The organism is Micromonospora sp. NPDC023966, from assembly GCF_040639095.1.
Taxonomy (GTDB): domain Bacteria; phylum Actinomycetota; class Actinomycetes; order Mycobacteriales; family Micromonosporaceae; genus Micromonospora.
The window spans coordinates 52452-70187 of record NZ_JBEZZJ010000020.1; the positions used below are offsets into that span (position 1 = coordinate 52452).

General features: G+C 74.3%; 17 protein-coding genes. 13 read left to right on the top strand and 4 right to left on the bottom strand.

From position 1 onward, the window contains the following. Positions 1-27 precede the first annotated feature (27 nt). From AB0F68_RS23550 to AB0F68_RS23595, 10 genes are all read left to right on the top strand, one after another. Complete coding sequence (locus tag AB0F68_RS23550; RefSeq protein WP_357341703.1) at positions 28-1173, top strand: ADP-ribosylglycohydrolase family protein; 1146 nt, start codon at positions 28-30, stop codon at positions 1171-1173. Further along, positions 1170-2525, top strand: a complete 1356-nt coding sequence (locus AB0F68_RS23555) for an ADP-ribosylglycohydrolase family protein (RefSeq protein WP_357341704.1) — start codon at positions 1170-1172, stop codon at positions 2523-2525. Before AB0F68_RS23550 ends, AB0F68_RS23555 begins: the two co-directional genes overlap by 4 nt. Next, a complete protein-coding gene (locus tag AB0F68_RS23560; protein WP_357341705.1) occupies positions 2525-3481 on the top strand; it encodes a ribokinase in 957 nt (318 codons plus the stop codon). The genes AB0F68_RS23555 and AB0F68_RS23560 overlap by 1 nt, the downstream gene beginning before the upstream one ends. Beyond that, a complete protein-coding gene (locus AB0F68_RS23565; RefSeq protein WP_357341706.1) occupies positions 3478-5421 on the top strand; it encodes an SUMF1/EgtB/PvdO family nonheme iron enzyme in 1944 nt (647 codons plus the stop codon). Before AB0F68_RS23560 ends, AB0F68_RS23565 begins: the two co-directional genes overlap by 4 nt. Next, a complete protein-coding gene (locus AB0F68_RS23570; RefSeq protein WP_357341707.1) occupies positions 5421-6608 on the top strand; it encodes a CoA transferase in 1188 nt (395 codons plus the stop codon). Before AB0F68_RS23565 ends, AB0F68_RS23570 begins: the two co-directional genes overlap by 1 nt. After that, complete coding sequence (locus AB0F68_RS23575; RefSeq protein WP_357341708.1) at positions 6608-7429, top strand: aldolase/citrate lyase family protein; 822 nt, start codon at positions 6608-6610, stop codon at positions 7427-7429. Before AB0F68_RS23570 ends, AB0F68_RS23575 begins: the two co-directional genes overlap by 1 nt. Positions 7430-7536: 107 nt before the next feature. Next, positions 7537-9321: a hypothetical protein gene (locus tag AB0F68_RS23580; protein WP_357341709.1), complete on the top strand. Its 1785-nt coding sequence runs from the start codon at positions 7537-7539 to the stop codon at positions 9319-9321. A gap of 201 nt (positions 9322-9522) precedes the next feature. Continuing rightward, positions 9523-10440, top strand: a complete 918-nt coding sequence (locus tag AB0F68_RS23585) for an SPFH domain-containing protein (protein WP_357341710.1) — start codon at positions 9523-9525, stop codon at positions 10438-10440. A 42-nt stretch (positions 10441-10482) separates the two neighbouring features. Further along, the gene (locus tag AB0F68_RS23590) at positions 10483-10830 is read left to right on the top strand and encodes a PadR family transcriptional regulator (protein WP_357341712.1); all 348 of its coding nucleotides are present in this window, start codon (positions 10483-10485) and stop codon (positions 10828-10830) included. Then, positions 10827-11903 (top strand): hypothetical protein, encoded by a 1077-nt coding sequence (locus AB0F68_RS23595; protein WP_357341714.1) that lies wholly within the window; start codon positions 10827-10829, stop codon positions 11901-11903. Before AB0F68_RS23590 ends, AB0F68_RS23595 begins: the two co-directional genes overlap by 4 nt. Before the next feature lie 22 nt (positions 11904-11925). Here the strand turns inward: AB0F68_RS23595 and AB0F68_RS23600 are convergent, their stop codons facing one another. Genes AB0F68_RS23600 through shbA form a run of 4 tightly spaced genes read right to left on the bottom strand, consistent with a single transcriptional unit; the run spans position 11926 to position 15030 of the window. Continuing rightward, positions 11926-12627: an ATP-binding protein gene (locus AB0F68_RS23600; RefSeq protein ID WP_357341716.1), complete on the bottom strand. Its 702-nt coding sequence runs from the start codon at positions 12625-12627 to the stop codon at positions 11926-11928. Positions 12628-12639: 12 nt separating this feature from the next. After that, positions 12640-13536, bottom strand: coding sequence for a CHASE3 domain-containing protein (locus AB0F68_RS23605; protein WP_357341718.1), 897 nt, complete (start codon positions 13534-13536; stop codon positions 12640-12642). 52 nt (positions 13537-13588) lie between these two features. Next, positions 13589-14455: an anti-sigma-D factor RsdA gene (locus AB0F68_RS23610; protein WP_357341720.1), complete on the bottom strand. Its 867-nt coding sequence runs from the start codon at positions 14453-14455 to the stop codon at positions 13589-13591. Then, entirely contained in the window at positions 14452-15030 is a 579-nt protein-coding gene (gene shbA, locus AB0F68_RS23615) for an RNA polymerase sigma factor ShbA (RefSeq protein WP_357341721.1), read from the bottom strand. Before shbA ends, AB0F68_RS23610 begins: the two co-directional genes overlap by 4 nt. 165 nt (positions 15031-15195) lie before the next feature. Here shbA and AB0F68_RS23620 point away from each other — a divergent pair, with 165 nt between their 5' ends. The 3 genes from AB0F68_RS23620 to AB0F68_RS23630 are packed head-to-tail and all read left to right on the top strand — an operon-like array spanning position 15196 to position 17736. Continuing rightward, positions 15196-16164: an ABC transporter ATP-binding protein gene (locus tag AB0F68_RS23620; RefSeq protein WP_357341723.1), complete on the top strand. Its 969-nt coding sequence runs from the start codon at positions 15196-15198 to the stop codon at positions 16162-16164. Next, positions 16161-16931, top strand: a complete 771-nt coding sequence (locus tag AB0F68_RS23625; protein WP_357341725.1) for an ABC transporter permease — start codon at positions 16161-16163, stop codon at positions 16929-16931. Before AB0F68_RS23620 ends, AB0F68_RS23625 begins: the two co-directional genes overlap by 4 nt. 1 nt (position 16932) lies before the next feature. Further along, the gene (locus AB0F68_RS23630) at positions 16933-17736 is read left to right on the top strand and encodes an ABC transporter permease (RefSeq protein ID WP_357341727.1); all 804 of its coding nucleotides are present in this window, start codon (positions 16933-16935) and stop codon (positions 17734-17736) included.

Genomic DNA, 17736 nt, shown 5'->3' on the forward strand with positions numbered 1-17736 from the left:
GAGCGGCCCCGGAAAGGAAGACCGAGAATGAAGGTGCTGGAGCAGCGGGCCATCGGATGCCTGGCTGGCGCGGCTGTCGGTGATGCCCTCGGCGGTGCGACCGAGGGACGTAGCCCCGAGCAGATTAAGGCCCGCTACGGCGGGTACGTCACCGGCATCGTCGGACCGTTCCTGCCCGACTGGCAAACCGCCAGGCCCATGTCGCCGTACCACAAGGGCGATGGACACATCACCGATGACACGTTGATGACCAACACGATCGTCAAGGTGTACGAGGCGAAGCGCGATCACCTCGACGCGTACGACATGGCTGACCTGCTGGTTCCGCTCCTGATGAACGAGAAGGTGTGGATCCCGGAGCTTGAGAAGGAGACGGTCGCGCTCAACCGGATCTTCCTCGCCGAGAAGTGGCTGGTTCATCGCCTGCATTACGCGCACGTCGACCCCCGGGAAGCCGGTAACGGCAACGTCGTCAACTGTGGCGCGGCGATGTACATGGCCCCGGTCGGCATCGCCAACGCGACCAACCCGCGAGGCGCCTATGCCGAGGCGATCGAGGTCGCCGGTGCCCACCAGCTCAGCTACGGTCGGGAAGCCGCCGGCGTCTTCGCCGCCGCGGTGGCCGAGGCGATGCGGCCCGGGGCCGGCGTGGACGACGTCATCCAGGCCGCGCTTTCGGTAGCGCGGGACGGTACCCGGGCGGCGATCGAGGTGGTGGCCAAGGCGGCGACCACGGTCGACGACTGGCAGAGCGCGATCGGGGTGCTGCGCGAGGCCGTCGTGCCCTTCGACACCGTCGGGCCGAACTACCGGGAACCGGGTCTGGGCGGGCGGCGCCCCAGTCGGCTGCACGCCATCGAGGAGCTTCCCATCGCGCTCGGCATGGTGATCGTCGCACGTGGCAACTACACCGATGCGGTGCTCGGCGCGGTGAACTACGGCCGGGACTCCGACTCCATCGCCACGATGGCCGGTGCCATCTGCGGTGCGCTCCACGGGATCGAGGCGATCCCGGAGGAGTGGCGGGACGTCGTCGGGCGGAACAGCCGGCTTGACCTGACGGCGACCGGCCGGAGCATGGCCGAGATCGCGGTGGAGATCCGGGCCAAGGACCGCGTGCGGCACGAGGCGTACGAGGCGGCGTTCGCGGAGCTCGAGGTGGCGGGCGCATGAGGGTCACCTGGGTTCAACCCGAGGATGTGCTGCCGCACGAGCTGCGCCAGGCCGCTGCCGAGGGGCACGACGTCACCGACGTCGCGGCGCGGTGGCAGGCCGCTGGTGGTCCGCCGCAACCTCCGTACGGTGGGGCGTCGCAGCCTCCGGCCACGCCGGAGATGCGCGCGCTGGCCCGGGAACTGCTCGACGAGTTGAGCCGACACGCCGGCGTCGGCAGCGCGGACGAGCCGAACGACTTCGCGGCCATCCGGGCGACCTGGCCGACCGGACCCGTGCTCCCGAAATCCACCGACCGCAATACGCTGCTTGAGCGGCTGCACGGCGGTTGGCTGGGCAGGGCCAGCGGGTGTCTGCTCGGCAAGCCGGTGGAGAAGATCCCCCGCGAGGGCATCCGGGCCATCCTGAAGGACACCGGCCGCTACCCGCTGGACTACTACTTCACCGCGGTCGGCCTGTCCGACGACGTCAACGCCGCCTGGCCGTGGAACCGGGCCAGCCGTCCGACCTCGTTGGTGGAGAACATCGACGGGATGCCGGAGGACGACGACCTAAACTACACGCTGCTGGCGCTGCACATCCTCGAGACGTACGGGCGGGATTTCACCCCGGATGACGTGGCGCAGACCTGGCTGCTCGAGCTGCCGGGGGGACGTGTGTTCACCGCCGAGCGTGTCGCTTACCGGAACCTGCTGGACGGTTATGACCCGCCGGAAACCGCCACCCGGGGGAACCCGTTCCGGGAGTGGATCGGCGCGCAGATCCGCACCGACCTGTACGGCTGGGCGAACCCGGGTGACGTCGCCGCGGCGGCGGAGATGGCGTGGCGCGACGCGCGGGTCAGCCACACGCGTAACGGCCTGTACGGGGCGATGTATGTGGCGGCCATGGCTGCGGCCGCCTGTGTCACGGACGATGTCGAGACGGTGATCGACGCGGGGCTCTCCGTGGTGCCGCCCCGCAGTCGGCTCGCCGCCGCCATCACCGCGGCCCGCGAACTGGCGCACAGTGGCCTCGATCTGGAGGCCGCGCTGGACCGGCTGCACGCCATGCACGAGGGGCTGCACTGGGTCCATGTAATCAACAACGCGGCGTTGGTGACCTACGCCCTGGCCTACGGACGCGGTGACTTCGTCACCTCGATCTGTGCCGCCGTCGTCGGTGGCTGGGACACCGACTCCGACGGGGCCAGCGTCGGCGCCATCACTGGTGCCTTGTGCGGGGCCGACCGGCTACCCGAGCAGTGGATCTCCCCGCTCAAGAACCGCCTCGCCTCGAGCATCGCGTCGTTCGACGGCGTCGGCTTCGACGAGCTGGCCCGCCGGACCGCTGCGCTGGTGGACGGGCTCTGATGGCCGGTTCCGAGCGTGGCCCCGCCCGGATCGCGGTCGTCGGCAGCGCCAATCTCGATCTGGTGGTGACCACGCCGCAGCTGCCTCGCCCGGGTGAGACGGTGCTCGGTGAGGGGTTCGCCACCGTTCCCGGTGGCAAGGGCGCCAACCAGGCCGTCGCGGCGGCGCGGGCGGGCGCGGCCTGCGCCTTCATCGGCGCGGTGGGGCAGGACGACTTCGGCCGCGTGCTGCGGGACAACCTCGCCGGCGCCGGGGTGGACGTCCGTGGGCTGCGGGAGGTGCCCGGCCCGTCCGGGGTGGCGCTGATCGCGGTGGACGGGACGGCGGAGAACTTCATCGTGGTGGCGCCGGGCGCCAACGGAAAACTGTCCGAGCTGGACGGCGCCGACGAGGGGGTGGTCGCCGCGGCGGATGTGCTCCTGGTACAGCTGGAGGTGCCGCTGCCCGCCGTGACTCGTGCGGCGGGCGGGGCGCGGGCGGCCGGGACCACGGTGGTGTTGAACGCCGCGCCCGCCCGCCCGCTTCCCCCGGAGCTGCTCGACCTGGTCGACGTGCTGGTGGTCAACGAGCACGAGGCGGCGGTGGTCGCCGGCGTACCCGACGGTGACCCGCCCGCGCTGCTCGACGCGCTGCTGACCCTGGTGCCCAGAGTGGTGCTGACGCTCGGGGCGCGCGGGGCCGCCTACGCCGACCGGCAGGGGCTGCGGTTGGAGGTCCCGGCACCCCGGGTCGACGCGGTGGACACCACCGCGGCCGGGGACGCGTTCACCGGTGCGCTGGCCGTGGCCTGGGCGGAACGGCGCGGGCCGGACTCCGCCGACGAGGTGACCGCGGTGCTGCGCTGGGCGTGCGCCGCCGGTGCGGCCTGTGCACAGCGGCCCGGTGCCTCCACCGCCCTGCCCGATCGGGTCGAGATCGATGCCCTGAACGAGGCGACCTATGGGGTGCCGGCATGACCTTCAACCCGTACGTGCCGCGGCCGATCGACCGGCCCACCGAGGTGCCGCTCGGCGGGCACGCCGACCTGTCGACGCTGGACGAGGCAAAGATCTTCGCCGCCCCCGACGACCCCGCCGACTGGCCGGCGTGGCGGGAGCAGCTCACCCGGTGGCGGGCCGACGCCCGCGCCCGCCTGGGCTACACCGGCGCGCACTACGACGAGATCGCCGGGGACTGCTTCACCGTCTGCCTCGCCTGGCTCTGGGACGAGACGCTGTACGACCACGACCGCGGCGAGTTCACCGTCGAGGCGTTCCTCGACGCCGCCCGGCGTGACTTCGGCGGCTTCGACGGGGTGGTGCTCTGGCACGCGTACCCCGTGATCGGGCTGGACGAGCGCAACCAGTTCGACTGGTACCGCGACGTGCCCGAGCTGCCCGAGGTGGTCCGTGCCTTCCAGGCCGCCGGGGTCCGGGTGTTCGTCGACTACAACCCGTGGGACACCGGCACCAGGCGGGAGCCCGGCGTCGACGCCGAGGAGGTCGCCGCGCTGGCCGCCACCCTCGGCGTCGACGGCGTCTTCCTGGACACCCTCAAGGAGGGCGCCGGCGAGCTGCGCAAGGCCCTCGACGCGGTGCGTCCCGGCCTGGTCCTGGAGGGGGAGAGCCGGGTGCCGCTGGCCCGGATCGAAGACCACGCCATGTCCTGGGCGCAGTGGTTCGCCGACTCGGACACGCCCGGCGTGCTGCGGGCCAAGTGGTTCGAGCGCCGGCACGTCCTGCACCACACCCGCCGCTGGCACCGCGACCACCTCGACGAGCTGCACTCCGCCTGGCTCAACGGCTGTGGCGTGCTGGTCTGGGAGAGCGTCTTCGGCGTCTGGGTCGGCTGGAACGAGCGGGACAAGGCCGTGCTGCGGGCCATGCGCCGGGTGCAGGCCAGTCACGCCGCCTGGTTGCGCGCCGAGGACTGGGTCCCACTGGCCGACCACCCCGGCGTCGGCCAGGTGTACGCGTCCCGCTGGACCCACGACGACGAGCCGCTGTGGACGGTGGTCAACCGCGGGACCGACCACGACGGCCCATGGCTGCTCACCGATCACCGGCCCGGGCGCTTCGTCGACCTGGTCACCGGCGCCGAGCTGACCGTCAGCGAACTGGAGGACGGCCGGGTGGCCGTCGGCGGGCCGCTGCCCGCCGGAGCGATCGCCGCGGTGGTCGCCACCGACACCCCGGTGCCCCGGCACGAGCCGCCCACCGGCGACCCGTCCTTCCCGGCCCGCGTCGCCGTGCGCGCCCGCACCCCGTGGTCGCCCCTCGCCGCCCTGCCCGACGGCATGGTCACCGTCGAGGGCGGCCGGCACGAGCTGACCGTCCACCACCGGGTCCGGGAGACCGGCCTCTACGGCGAGACCCCGTACGTCGACGAGTGGAAGCCGCTGCCGCCCCGCCTGCACCACACCGGCACGCTGCGCCGGCAGGTCCGGCTCGGCCGCTTCGCCATCGACACCCACGAGGTCACCCACGGCGAGTACGCCCGTTTCCTCGCCGCCACCGGCTATCGGCCGGTCCGGCCGGAACGGTTCACCGCCGGACAGGGTCCCGCCGACGCCCCGGTCACCGGGGTCGACCTCGCCGACGCGCGGGCGTACGCCGACTGGGCCGGGCTGCGCCTGCCCACCGAGGACGAGTGGCAGGTGGCCGCCGAGGCGGGCCTGCTGGTCCGGCGGGAGCCGCTGGTGTGGAACCTGACCGAGAGCGAGCACTCCGACGGGCGGACCCGCTTCGTCATCCTCAAGGGCGGCTGCGCGTACCGGGCGGAGGGCTCCGACTGGTACCTCGACGGCGGCCCGCAGCCGCCCGACGTGTCGGTGAAGCTGCTGCTCACCGGCGCCGGCCTCACCCGCTCCACCTCGCTCGGGTTCCGCTGCGCGGCCGACCTGCCGGGAGCGGTGTGATGACCGCACCGCTGCACGGCGTCAAGGTCGTCGACCTGGCCACCCTGTTCGCCGGCCCGCTGGCCGCCGCGTTCCTCGGCGACTTCGGCGCCGACGTGGTCAAGGTGGAGCACCCGGCCAAGCCCGACCCGTCCCGGGGGCACGGCCCCGCCAAGGACGGCGTCGGCCTGTGGTGGAAGGTGCTCGGCCGCAACAAGCGGACCGTCACGCTCAACCTCTCCGACCCGGCGGGCGCGGACCTGCTGCGCCGGCTCCTCGCCGACGCCGACGTGTTGGTGGAGAACTTCCGCCCCGGCACCCTGGAACGCTGGGGCCTCGGCCCGGACGAGCTGCACGCGGTCAACCCGCGGCTGGTGATCGCCCGGATCAGCGGCTTCGGGCAGGTCGGCCCGTACGCGCCCCGGCCCGGGTTCGGCACCCTCGCCGAGGCGATGAGCGGCTTCGCCGCGGCCACCGGGGAACCCGACGGGCCACCGACGCTGCCCCCGTTCGGCCTGGCCGACTCGGTCACCGCGCTGGCCGCCGCGTACGCGGTCATGCTGGCCCTGCGCGGCCGGGACCTGACCGGCCGCGGCCAGGTCGTCGACCTGGCCATCATCGAACCGATCATGGCGATGCTCGGCCCGCAGATCACCTGGTACGACCAGCTCGGCTACGTGCAGCCGCGGCTGGGTAACCGGTCCAACAACAACGCGCCCCGCAACACCTACCGCTGCGCCGACGGGCGGTGGGTGGCCGTGTCCACCAGCGCGCAGAGCATCGCCGAGCGGGTCGTCCGGCTCGTCGGCCGCCCGGAACTGGTCGACGAGCCGTGGTTCGCCACCGGCAGCGGGCGGGCCGCGCACGCCGACGAACTCGACGCGGCGGTCGGCGCCTGGGTGGCGAAGCGGGACCGGGACGAGGTGGTGGCCGCGTTCGAGGCGGCCCAGGCCGCCGTCGCCCCCGTCTACGACGTGCGGGACATCCTCGCCGACCCGCAGTACGCGGCGCTCGGCACCGTGGTCACCGTCCCCGACGAGGAACTGGGGGAGGTGCGGATGCAGAACGTGCCGTTCCGGATGTCGGACAGCCCCGGGGAGATCCGGCACGCCGGCCGCCGCCACGGTCAGGACACCGACGCGGTGTTCGGCGCGCTCGGCCTGACCGGCGACGAGCTGGCCGCGCTGCGCGAGCGCGGGGTGATCTGATGCTGCTCACCTGGCTCTACGTGCCCGGCGACCGGCCCGACCGGTTCGCCAAGGCGGTCGCCGCCGGCGCCGACGCGGTCATCCTCGACCTGGAGGACGCCGTCGTCGCCGGCCGCAAGGCGTACGCCCGGGCGGCGGCCGCGGACTTCCTCGCCGACCCGCAGCCGCTGCCCGTGCAGGTCCGGGTCAACGAGCTGACCGGCCCGGACGTCACCGCCGACCTGGCCGCCGTCGCCGGCCGGCCGGGACTGGCCGGGCTGCGACTGCCCAAGGTGGAGTCCCCGGCGACCGTGGCCGACGTGGCGGCCCGGGTCGACACCCCGCTGCACCCGCTGGTCGAGTCGGCCGTCGGGCTGGAGTCCGCGTACGCGATCGCGGCCGCCCACCCGGCGGTGGCCTCGCTCGGGCTCGGCGAGGCCGACCTCCGCTCCGACCTGGGCGTCGCCGACGACGACGGCCTGCTCTGGGCCCGCGGCCGGGTCGTGGTCGCGGCCCGCGCGGCCAGCCTGCCACCGCCGGCCATGTCGGTGTACGCCGACGTCGCCGACCTCGACGGCCTGGCCGCCTCCTGCGCGGCCGGGCGGCGGCTCGGCTTCCTCGGGCGGGCCGCCATCCACCCGCGCCAGCTGCCGGTGATCGCCGACGCGTTCCGCCCCGGCGACCGGGAGGTGGACCGGGCCCGGGAACTGCTCGCCGCCGTCGCCGACGCGCAGGCCCGCGACTCCGGCACCGTGGTGCTGCCCGACGGGCGGTTCGCCGACCGGGCCATGGTGGCCGCCGCCCGCCGGGTCGTCGACCTGGCCGCCCGCTACGCCGCCTGACCCGGCGTCCTCCACCGTCCGCCGCCGGCCCGGCACGATCGCCGGATCCCCGGCCGGCGCAACCGCCCGTACGCTGGCCCGGGCCGGCACGGGAGCGGGGGAGCGGCATGGGGGATCGGGCACGGCTGGACCGGCGGAGCCTGCTCGCCGCCGCCGGCGGTCTCGCGGTCGCCGGGATCGGCGTGCCGGTCGGCCTGGCCGCCACCGGCGACGCCCCGCCGCCGGCGCGCGGACGGCGGCCGATCAGCATGGCCATGCACCTGCACGCCTCGTTCAGCGAGGGGATCGCCAGCTACGCCGCCCACCTCGACCAGGCCCGCCGCAACGCCGTCGACGTCCTCTGGTGGACCGACCACGACTTCCGCGTCGCCGCCCACGACCACCGCCGCGTGGTCCACTTCGACGGCCCCGAGGAACCCGAGGGCGGGCTCGTCTGGACCTGGCAGGCGTCCACCGAGGGCCGGCTCACCGCCTCCGCCGCCGACTTCGTGCCCGCCCCGCCCGCCGCCGACGACCCCGGTCGCGCGTTGCGGCTCACCGCCGCCGGGGCCGGCACCCTCTGGTACGCCGGCAAGGCGTGGAACTGGACGCACACCGGGAACATCTCCGACACGACCCTGCACCTCGACGTGCTGCCCGAGTCCGCCGGCCCGGACGCCGCGCTGATCGTCGAGATCGCCCTGTCCCACCACCCGGCCGCCGCCGGCCGCCCCGCCGGCCAGCTCGTGCTCCGCTACCGCCTCGGCCCGGCGACCGCGACGCGGCACCGCACCGACGGCCGGCACGGCACCGTAGACCTGCCCGCCCCGACCGGCGCCTGGCGGCGGCACACCCTCGACCTGCTCGCCGACGTCCGGCGGCTCTGGCCCGACCTGGTCGCCGGGGACAACTCGCTGCGCGGGCTGCGCCTCGGGGTACAGGTCGCGGCCGAGGCCCGGGGCGCCTTCGTGGTCGACCGCCTGGTCTTCGACCGGGCCCGGCGCGCCGGGCAGGCCGGTGAGGAGTTGCGCGCCGAGGTGCTGCGCGGCTACGCCGGGGCGTACCCGGGCGTCACCCACCACCGCGCCTACGAGGTGTCGATGGTCCGGCACCTCAACTGGTTCGGCGGCGACCAGACGCTGCCGCGCTTCCCGTCCCCGCCGTACCGGGACAACGACGTCGGGGCGACCGAGCGGATGGTCGAGTTCCTGCACGGCCACGGCGGAGTGGTCTGCTGGAACCACCCGCTCGACGTGGAACGGCGCGAGTCGCTGGCGCGGCTGCTGGTCGAGCGACACGCGCTCGGCGTCGACCTGATCGAGATCGGTCGCAACCCGGTCGACGACCACCTCTGGGCGTACGACGTGGCGGCGCGCAACGCGGTGCCCGTCACCGCGGTCGGGGTGACCGACGACCACAACGGCACCGACTGGCGGGCCGGGCGGGACCGGCACGTCACCTACGTCTGGGCGGCCTCCACCGGCCGCGACGACCTGGTGGCGGCGCTGCGCGCCGGGCAGGCCTGGTTCACCGACCTGGCCCGCTACCGGGGCGCCCTCGATCTGGAGATCGGCGGCCGCAGCGCGATGGGCGCCGTCCTGGCCACCGACGCCACCGACCTGACCGTGCGGCTGCGCGCCACCGACCTGCCGGCCGGCGCGACCCTCGAGGTGGTCACCGGCCGGGTCGACCTGGCCGGCGCAGCCGACCCGACCCCGGCGATCACGATCGGACAGGTCCCCTGGCGGCAGCTCCGCCAGGGCTGGCACGACCTGCCGGTCACGCCGGGCGAGGGCGCCTACCTGCGGACCCAGGTCCGGGCGCGGGACGGCGTGATCATCGGGGCCGGCAACCCGGTCTGGCTGCTGCGCCAGCCTCCACCGCGCGGCATCCCGCCGGCCCGCCGCTTCTGACCTCCGACGTCGCGACGACCTGGGCCACTGAACTCCGGCGGCGGGATCGCCTACGGATCTTGGAGAGTTTCCGTTCGCTGGTGACGGCAACTCGCCAAGATCCGCACTATCGGCGCCCCACCGAAGCAGGCAGGCGTGAAGTGCGGGGAAGCGGGTAGGCGCGCGGCCAGGAGGCGGGCGCCTCCGGGATCGAGGGGACCAATGGCAGCCGCCGCCGTCGTCGTGCTGGTCATCGTCGTCGCGCTCGTGGTGCTCGTGGCCTCGCTGAGCATCCGGCTGGTGCAGCAGTACCAGTGCGGCGTGGTGTTCCGCTTCGGCCGGGTGCTGGAGCGCATCCGGCAGCCCGGCTTCCAGCTGATCGTCCCGGTCGCGGACCGGATGGTGCGGGTGAGCATGCAGACCACGGTGATCGGGGTGCCCGCGCAGGGTGTGATCACCCGGGACAACGTCACGCTCACCGTCGACGCGGTCGTCTACTACCGGGTGGTCGACCCGGTGAAGGTGCTGGTCAACGTCCGCGACTACCCGTCGGCGGTCCTCCAGGTCGCGCAGACCGCGCTGCGCTCGGTGATCGGCAAGGCCGACCTGGACACCCTGCTGCGCGACCGGGACCGGATCAACGCGGAGCTGAAGGCGGTCATCGACGCGCCCACCGAGAAGCCCTGGGGCCTGCTCATCGAGCGGGTCGAGGTCAAGGACGTGTCGCTGCCGGAGGGGATGAAGCGGTCGATGTCGCGGCAGGCCGAGGCGGAGCGGGAACGCCGGGCCCGGGTGATCGCCGCGGACGGCGAGTACCAGGCGTCCCGCCGGCTCGCCGACGCGTCCCGGGCGATGGCGAACACGCCGGGGGCGTACCAGTTGCGGCTGCTCCAGACGGTGGTGGACGTGGCGGCGGAGAAGAACAGCACCCTGGTCATGCCGTTCCCGGTCGAGCTGCTGCGCTTCTTCGACCGGCTCGCCGGGGGCGGCGAGCAGGCCCCGGCCGTAGGCGGGCCGGGCGCGGACGAGCGGGCCGGCCCGACGGAACCGGCCACCCCGGCCGGACCGGCGCTCGGCCCGGTCACCGAGAACGTCGCCGCGGCCGCCGCCGACGGGGACGGGCGGCCGCCCGCGGCATGACGGGGACGCGTATATACCGATAGCCGGTATATGCTCGCCGGCATGGCAGACAGCCCTCTGCGGGAACCCACGTTCCTGGTCCTCACCGCGCTGGCCGAGACACCCCGGCACGGCTACGCGGTCATCGAGGACGTGCTGCGCATCTCCGACGGCCGGGTCCGGCTCCGCGCCGGCACCCTCTACGCCGTCCTCGACCGGCTGCGCGCCGACGGCCTCATCGAGGTCGACCGGGAGGAGGTGGTGCAGTCCCGGCTGCGCCGCTACTACCGGCTCACCGCGCTGGGTGCCACCCGGCTCGCCGACGAGGTGGCCCGGCTGCGCCGCAACGCCGACACCGCCGGCCGCCGGCTGCGCGCCGCCGGCCTGCTGCCCGAGGGAGGCGTGGCGTGAGCGCCGCCGAACTGGAGCGCCGCTACCGCCGGCTGCTCGCCGTCCACCCCTGGGAACACCGCCGGACGTACGAGGAGGAGATGGTCGCCGTCCTCCTGGCCGACGCGCGGCCCGGGCAGACCCGCCCCGGGCTCCGGGACACGGTCGACCTGGTCGGCGCCGGCCTGCGGGCCCGGTTGCGGGTGGGCGCACGGGGGTTCACCGACCCGGCCTGGTCCGACGCCGCCGCGGTCACCGGCGTCCTGGTGGCGCTGGTGCTCTGCGCCGCCGCCGGCAGGAGCGTGCTCGACCAGTTGGTGGCAGACCCGTCCCTGCCGCCATCGGTACGGCCGGTCGGGCCGGATCCGGTGGACTGGCTGCGGGTGGCCGGCTGGGCGACCGTCGCCGTCACGGCGCTGGTCGGGCTGCGGTGGGTGGCCGCCGGACTGGCCTGGACCGGGGTCGGCGGGTGGCTCGTGCTGGTCGGGCCGGGAGTGGGCGACCAGCCGACGTACGTGGTCGACACCCTGCCCCAGTTCGCCCTCGCCCTGGTGGCGGCCGCCGCGCTCACCGCGCCCGCCACGGCCCGCCGGGCCGTCGCGGTCCTCGGCGTTCGCCGGCTGGCGGTGCTGGTGGCGGCCTGCCTCGCTGTGGTGTCGATTTTGACGGTCAGCCAGCGCGCCCGGCCGCCCTTCCAGGAGTCCGCAAGTGGCTACCCCGTCTACGTCCTCTACGACCTGGAAGCCCGCAGCGAGCTGGTGATCTGGCTCTACGTGGCCGGGCTCGCCGCCGCGGCCCTGGCCGTGGTCGTCGCCGTGGCCACGCTCGCCGCTCCGGTGCGCCGGCGGATCGCCGTGCTGCTGGCTCCGGTCGCCGCGCTGGCCCTGCTCATCGACACCGCGCTCGCCGGCTGGTCGGTCTCCACCATGCACATGGGACACGCCATCGCACTGGTCCCGGCACAGTGGCTCATGCTGGTGCTGGTTCCGCCGGTCACCTTCCTGGCCGGGGTGCTGCTGGTGCGCCGGCGCGAGGAGACGCTGCGGATGGTGGCGCTGGGCCGGGCCGCCGACCGGGAACACCGCGCCGGATGAGCCGCCGCCGGTGGCTCCGGGCTCAGGCCGGGGCCACCGGCGCCCGCTCGCCCGCCTGCTCCGGCACGGTCGCCGTCGCGGCCGGCTTCGGCAGGGTGAAGACGAACCGGGCGCCCTCGGCGTATCCGTCGTCCAGCCGGAGCGTGCCGCCGTGGTACTCGACGATCTTCTTGCAGATGGCCAGCCCGATGCCGGTGCCGTCGTAGGTGCCCCGGGGGTGCAGCCGCTGGAAGATCAGGAAGATCTTGTCGGCGTACCGGGGGTCGATGCCGATGCCGTTGTCGGTCACGGTGAACTCCCAGCCGGCCGCGTCCTCGCCGACCGTCACCCGGACCCGGGGCGCCCGGTCGGGGCTGCGGAACTTCACCGCGTTGCCGAGCAGGTTCTGCCAGAGCATGGTGAGCAGGGTCGGATCGCCGTGCACCACGGGCAACGGGTCCGCCACGATCTCGGCGCCCGCCTCGGCGATCGGTTCGGAGAGGTTCGACTCGGCCTGGGCGAGCGTCGCGGCCAGGTCCACCTCCCGGTCGTCGCGGTAGACCCGGCCGATCCGGGAGAACGCCAGCAGGTCGTTGATCAGGTTCTGCATCCGGGTCGCCCCGTCCACCGCGTACCCGATGTACTGCCGGGCCCGGTCGTCGAGCTGGTCGGCGTAGCGGCGTTGCAGCATCTGGCAGAACGACGCCACCTTGCGCAGCGGCTCCTGCAGGTCGTGCGAGGCCACGTAGGCGAACTGCTACAGGTCCTCGTTGGACCGACGCAGCTCGGCGGCCTGCTGTTCGAGGGCGTCCCGGTGCCGGCGGCTGGTGTTCAGCGCGTCGACCACCCGCTGCCGCATGGTCTCCACGTCGGCGGTGAGCCGCGCGATGTCGGCCGGCCCCTCCGGGGCGAGGCGGTGCTCGAAGTCGCCGCCGGCCACCTGCCGCACCGAGACGCCCAGGCGGTCCAGCGGGCGCAGCACCGTGGTGCGGACCAGCACCGAGATGACGATGCTGGACAGCAGCAGGGTGGCCAGGATCGCCACGAAGAGGAAGTCGCGCAGCGCGCGGGCCGGGTCCAGGTCGGCCCGGCCGGCCGCCTGTACCCGGTCCAGCCGGGCCTCCAGGCTGGTCAGCGCGGCCTGCGCGGCGTCGAACGCGAGCCCGCTCCGCCGCACCACCGGCGCCAGCTCCGCCGCGCTCGTGCCGGCCCGCCGGGCGGCGATCAGCCGGGCCGGGTACTCGGCTCGCCAGCCGTCCGCGAGGGCCAGCGCCGCGTCCAGCTCACGGCGCGCCTCGGGCTCGTCGGCGAGGAGGTCGCGGGCCCGCCGCGCGGTCGCGCGCTCGGCGGCGACCCCCTCCTCGTACGGGCGCAGCAGCTCCGGGTCGCCGGTGACGACGTACCCGCGGACCGCCGCCACCTGCTCCAGCAGCCCGCTCTCCAGCCGGCTCACCGCGGTGCGGGCCGGGGAGATCTGGTCGGCCAGCCGGTTGGAGACGGCGGCGGTGTGGGACAGCGCCGCCGCGCCGACCCCGCCGCCGGTGAGCACCAGCACGGTCATCGCGAGCATCATGACACTCAGCCGCCGGCTCGTGGTCATCCGCGCCCGGCGCCCCTCGGTGACGATCCCATCCGCCGCTGGTGCGCTGTTCACGGCAGCACAGTAACGGAGTCTCCGGGTGCGTCGCGCGGATGCGTCGCGGCGCTCAGTCGAGCAGCCCGCCCCCGGTGGGGAGCGGCAGCCCGGGCAGCGCTGGCAGCCCGGACACGGACACCGACACCGATGGCAGCGGCAGCGGCAGCCGGGGCAGCGGCAGCAGCGGGCTGTCGGCGGGGGCCGGCGCCGTGCTCGACCCGGGCCTCGGCTTGCCGCCCGAGGTGGCGGGGGCCGGCCGGGGGGTACCGGTGACGGCGGGGCTCGGTACGGCGGTGGGCGCGGGGGTGGCCGGGGTGGTGCCGGCCGCCGCGGTGCCCGGCGGCGCGGTGCTCGGCGGGGCGGTCGCCGCCCGGGCCGCCGCCAGGTCGCGGGCCAGTACGTCGAGCGCGGCGCCCAGCCGGGCGACGGCCGCCGGGTCCTCGACGCGGGCCAGGTCCTGGCGACCCCGCGCGATCAGCGCCTCGGCGTCGTCGAGCCGGCCGGCGTCTAGGGCCGCGCGGGCCCGGCCGATGGTGTCCTCGATGCCGCGCACCTCGGCCTGCTGCGGATACAGCAGCCGGGTCAGCGACCAGAGCGGGCTGCCCGGCCCGGCGTCGCGGCTGCCGATGCCCAGCCCGGAGACCAGGGCCAGCAGCGCCACGGCGGCGGCCGCCAGCCGCAGCGTCCAGGGGCGGGGACGGCGGGCGGCCGGTCGCGGCGGCGCCTCGACGGTGGGGGCCGGCGCGGCGGGGCGTACCCCGGTTGCCGGCTCCTCGACGAGGTCGGACCGCCAGGCGGCGAGGAGCCCGGCGAGGGCGTCGCCCTCGGGCGCGGCCTCGCCCCGGCCGAGGGCGTCGAGCAGCACGTCGTCGAGGGCGATGGTCCCCAGGTCCATCGCCTCGTCGCCGTCGCCGTCGCCCGGCGTCCGCCCGGTCATGCCGCCACCTCGTCCAGTGAGCCCCCGGCCAGGGTACGGAGGCGGGCCAGGGCACGGGACTGGGCCATCCGGACCGCGGCCGCCGACATGCCGACCACGTCCCCCACCTCCTCGGCGGAGAGTCCCACCGCGACCCGCAGGAGGATGATCTCCCGCTGCACGTCGGGGAGCCGGCCGAGCAGGGCGGAGAGCCGCCGGGCCAGGTCGGTCGCCACCGCCTGCTGCTCGGGTCCCGGCGCGGCGTCCGGCCGTTCCACCGGGGTGTCGGTGGGGGTGACCGCGGCGTCCCGGACGGCGGAGCGCTGGGCGTCGGCCACCTTGTGCGCGGCGATGCCGTAGACGAACGCGGCGAAGGGGACGCCCTGCTCGCGGTAACGGGGGAGGGCGCGCAGCACGGCCACGCAGACCTCCTGGGCGACGTCGTCGGCGGTGGTGTACGCCCCGCCGACCCGGCCCAACCGGGCCCGGCAGTAACGGACCAGTCCCGGACGCACGCCGACCAGCAACGCCTCGACCGCCGCCGGGTCGCCCGCGGCGGCCCGACGAACGAGCTCGGACTCGATCACTGTCGTCATGGCGTTCGTGGAACATCCTCATCGCCGGCCGGTTTCCGGCACGTTATCGACACCTCCGGGGTTTTGCATAGCTTGCCTGCCGTCTCCGACGGGTGACGCAAAGTAGTTGTTGCGCCCGGCCGGCGCCGCCCGATGTCCCAGGTGAGACCCGAAGGGAGGGAAACGATGGGCGTCGAGGTCGCGGTACGCGGACTGACCAAGTCCTTCGGCGGGCACCCGGTCTGGTCGGACCTCACCCTGACCCTGCCCGCCGGGGAGATCTCCGTCCTGTTGGGACCCTCCGGCACGGGCAAGTCGGTGTTCCTCAAGACGCTCGTCGGCCTGCTCCGGCCCGACCGGGGCTCCGTCCTCATCGAGGGCCGGGACCTGCCGAAGCTCTCCGAGCGCGAGCTGTACGAGGTGCGCAAGCTGTTCGGTGTGCTGTTCCAGGACGGCGCGCTGTTCGGCTCGATGACCATCTACGACAACGTCGCGTTCCCGCTGCGCGAGCACACCCGCAAGTCCGAGTCGGAGATCCGGGCCGTGGTCACCGAGAAGCTGGACATGGTCGGCCTGGTCGGGGCCGAGCACAAGCTGCCCGGCGAGATCTCCGGTGGGATGCGCAAGCGGGCCGGGCTGGCCCGCGCGCTCGTCCTCGACCCGCAGATCATCCTCTTCGACGAGCCGGACTCCGGGCTGGACCCGGTGCGCACCGCCTACCTCAACCAGCTCATCGTCGACCTCAACCAGCGCACCGAGGCGACCTTCCTGATCGTCACCCACGACATCAACACCGCCCGGACCGTGCCGGACAACATCGGCCTCATCTACCACGGCCACCTGGCCATGTTCGGGCCACGCGAGATGCTGCTGTCCAGCACCGAGCCGGTGGTCCGGCAGTTCCTCAACGCGCAACGGATCGGCCCGATCGGGATGGCCGAGGAGAAGGACGCCGAGGAGCTCGCGGCCGAGGCGCAGGCCGGGGTGGAGCTGCCGCCGCTGCCGCCGATCCCGCTGCAACTGCCCCCGTCCGACGGGCGGCCGCGGCGCGCCGAACGCCCGCCGGGGCAGTGGTGCCGCGAGCACGGCGTCACCCCGCCGCCCGACTCGTTCGAGGGCCGCTGGGACGCCGAGCGGAACGAGGTGACGGTATGAGCGCTCCGGTCGCCGCCGTCCGCCACACCGGCGAGTTCTTCGCGTTCTGCCTGGACACCCTGCGCGGGCTGGGCCGCCGGCCGGTGCAGGTCCGCGAGTTCGTCCAGCAGGCCTGGTTCATCAGCTCGGTGTCCATCCTGCCCGCCGCGCTGGTGTCCATCCCGTTCGGCGCGGTCATCGCGCTCCAGCTCGGCTCGCTGGTCCGGCAGCTCGGCGCGCAGTCGTTCACCGGCGCCGCCTCCGTGCTCGCCGTGGTCCGCGAGGCCGGCCCGATCGTCACCGCGCTGATCATCGCCGGCGCCGGCGGCTCGGCCATCTGCGCCGACCTCGGCTCCCGGAAGATCCGCGAGGAGCTGGACGCCATGCAGGTGCTCGGCATCGACCCGATCCATCGCCTCGTGGTGCCCCGGGTGCTCGCCTCGATGCTGGTCGCGGTGCTGCTCAACGGCCTTGTCAGCGTGGTCGGCGTGACCGGCGGCTACGCCTTCAACGTGGTGCTCCAGGGCGGCACGCCCGGGGCGTACCTGGCCAGCTTCCAGGCCCTCGGGCAGCTGCCCGACCTGCTGGTCGGCGAGGTGAAGGCGCTGCTGTTCGGGGCCGCCGCCGCGCTGGTCGCCAGTCACCAGGGGATGACCGCGAAGGGCGGGCCGAAGGGCGTCGGTGACGCGGTCAACCGCAGCGTGGTGATCACCTTCATGCTGCTGTTCGCGCTGAACTTCGTGGTCACGGCCGTGTACTTCCAGGTCGTCCCGCAGAAGGGGAGCTGACGTGGCGGTCCTGCGCTATCTCGACGACCTCGGCGGGCAGCTCGCCTTCCACCTGCGCGCCCTGGCCTGGGCGCCGCGCACCCTGCGCCGCTACCGGCGCGAGGTGATCCGGCTGCTGGCCGAGGTGAGCTTCGGAACCGGGGCGCTCGCCGTGCTCGGCGGCACCGTCGGGGTGATCTGCTTCCTCACCTTCTTCACCGGCACCGAGGTCGGGCTCCAGGGCTACCAGGCGCTCGACCAGATCGGCAGCAGCGCGTTCACCGGCTTCGTCTCGGCGTACTTCAACACCCGGGAGATCTCGCCGCTGGTCGCCGCGCTGGCGCTGTCGGCGACCGTCGGCTGCGGCTTCACCGCCCAGCTCGGCGCGATGCGGATCTCCGAGGAGGTCGACGCGCTGGAGGTGATGGGCGTGCCCTCGCTGCCGTTCCTGGTCACCACCCGCATGATCGCCGGCTTCATCGCCGTCATCCCGCTGTACGTGGTCGGCCTGCTCGCCAGCTACCTGGCCACCCGCACCATCGTGGTGGGCTACTTCGGACAGTCCGCCGGCACCTACGACTACTACTTCCACCTGTTCCTGCCGCCCGAGGACGTGCTCTGGTCCTTCGGCAAGGTGCTGGTGTTCAGCGTGATCGTGGTGCTGGTGCACTGCTGGTACGGCTACAACGCCCAGGGCGGCCCGGCCGGAGTCGGCGTCGCCGTCGGACGGGCCGTGCGGACCGCGATCGTCGCGGTCAACGTCGTCGACTTCTTCCTGTCCCTGGCCATCTGGGGCGCCACCACCACCGTCCGGATCGCGGGGTGA

Excerpts from the sequence above, each read along its gene's own strand:
- AB0F68_RS23550 (WP_357341703.1), top strand. The coding sequence starts at position 28 with ATGAAGGTGCTGGAGCAGCGGGCCATCGGATGCCTGGCTGGCGCGGCT.
- AB0F68_RS23555 (WP_357341704.1), top strand. The coding sequence starts at position 1,170 with ATGAGGGTCACCTGGGTTCAACCCGAGGATGTGCTGCCGCACGAGCTG.
- AB0F68_RS23560 (WP_357341705.1), top strand. The coding sequence starts at position 2,525 with ATGGCCGGTTCCGAGCGTGGCCCCGCCCGGATCGCGGTCGTCGGCAGC.
- AB0F68_RS23565 (WP_357341706.1), top strand. The coding sequence starts at position 3,478 with ATGACCTTCAACCCGTACGTGCCGCGGCCGATCGACCGGCCCACCGAG.
- AB0F68_RS23570 (WP_357341707.1), top strand. The coding sequence starts at position 5,421 with ATGACCGCACCGCTGCACGGCGTCAAGGTCGTCGACCTGGCCACCCTG.
- AB0F68_RS23575 (WP_357341708.1), top strand. The coding sequence starts at position 6,608 with ATGCTGCTCACCTGGCTCTACGTGCCCGGCGACCGGCCCGACCGGTTC.
- AB0F68_RS23580 (WP_357341709.1), top strand. The coding sequence starts at position 7,537 with ATGGGGGATCGGGCACGGCTGGACCGGCGGAGCCTGCTCGCCGCCGCC.
- AB0F68_RS23585 (WP_357341710.1), top strand. The coding sequence starts at position 9,523 with ATGGCAGCCGCCGCCGTCGTCGTGCTGGTCATCGTCGTCGCGCTCGTG.
- AB0F68_RS23590 (WP_357341712.1), top strand. The coding sequence starts at position 10,483 with ATGGCAGACAGCCCTCTGCGGGAACCCACGTTCCTGGTCCTCACCGCG.
- AB0F68_RS23610 (WP_357341720.1), bottom strand. The coding sequence starts at position 14,455 with ATGACCGGGCGGACGCCGGGCGACGGCGACGGCGACGAGGCGATGGAC.
- shbA (WP_357341721.1), bottom strand. The coding sequence starts at position 15,030 with ATGACGACAGTGATCGAGTCCGAGCTCGTTCGTCGGGCCGCCGCGGGC.
- AB0F68_RS23620 (WP_357341723.1), top strand. The coding sequence starts at position 15,196 with ATGGGCGTCGAGGTCGCGGTACGCGGACTGACCAAGTCCTTCGGCGGG.
- AB0F68_RS23625 (WP_357341725.1), top strand. The coding sequence starts at position 16,161 with ATGAGCGCTCCGGTCGCCGCCGTCCGCCACACCGGCGAGTTCTTCGCG.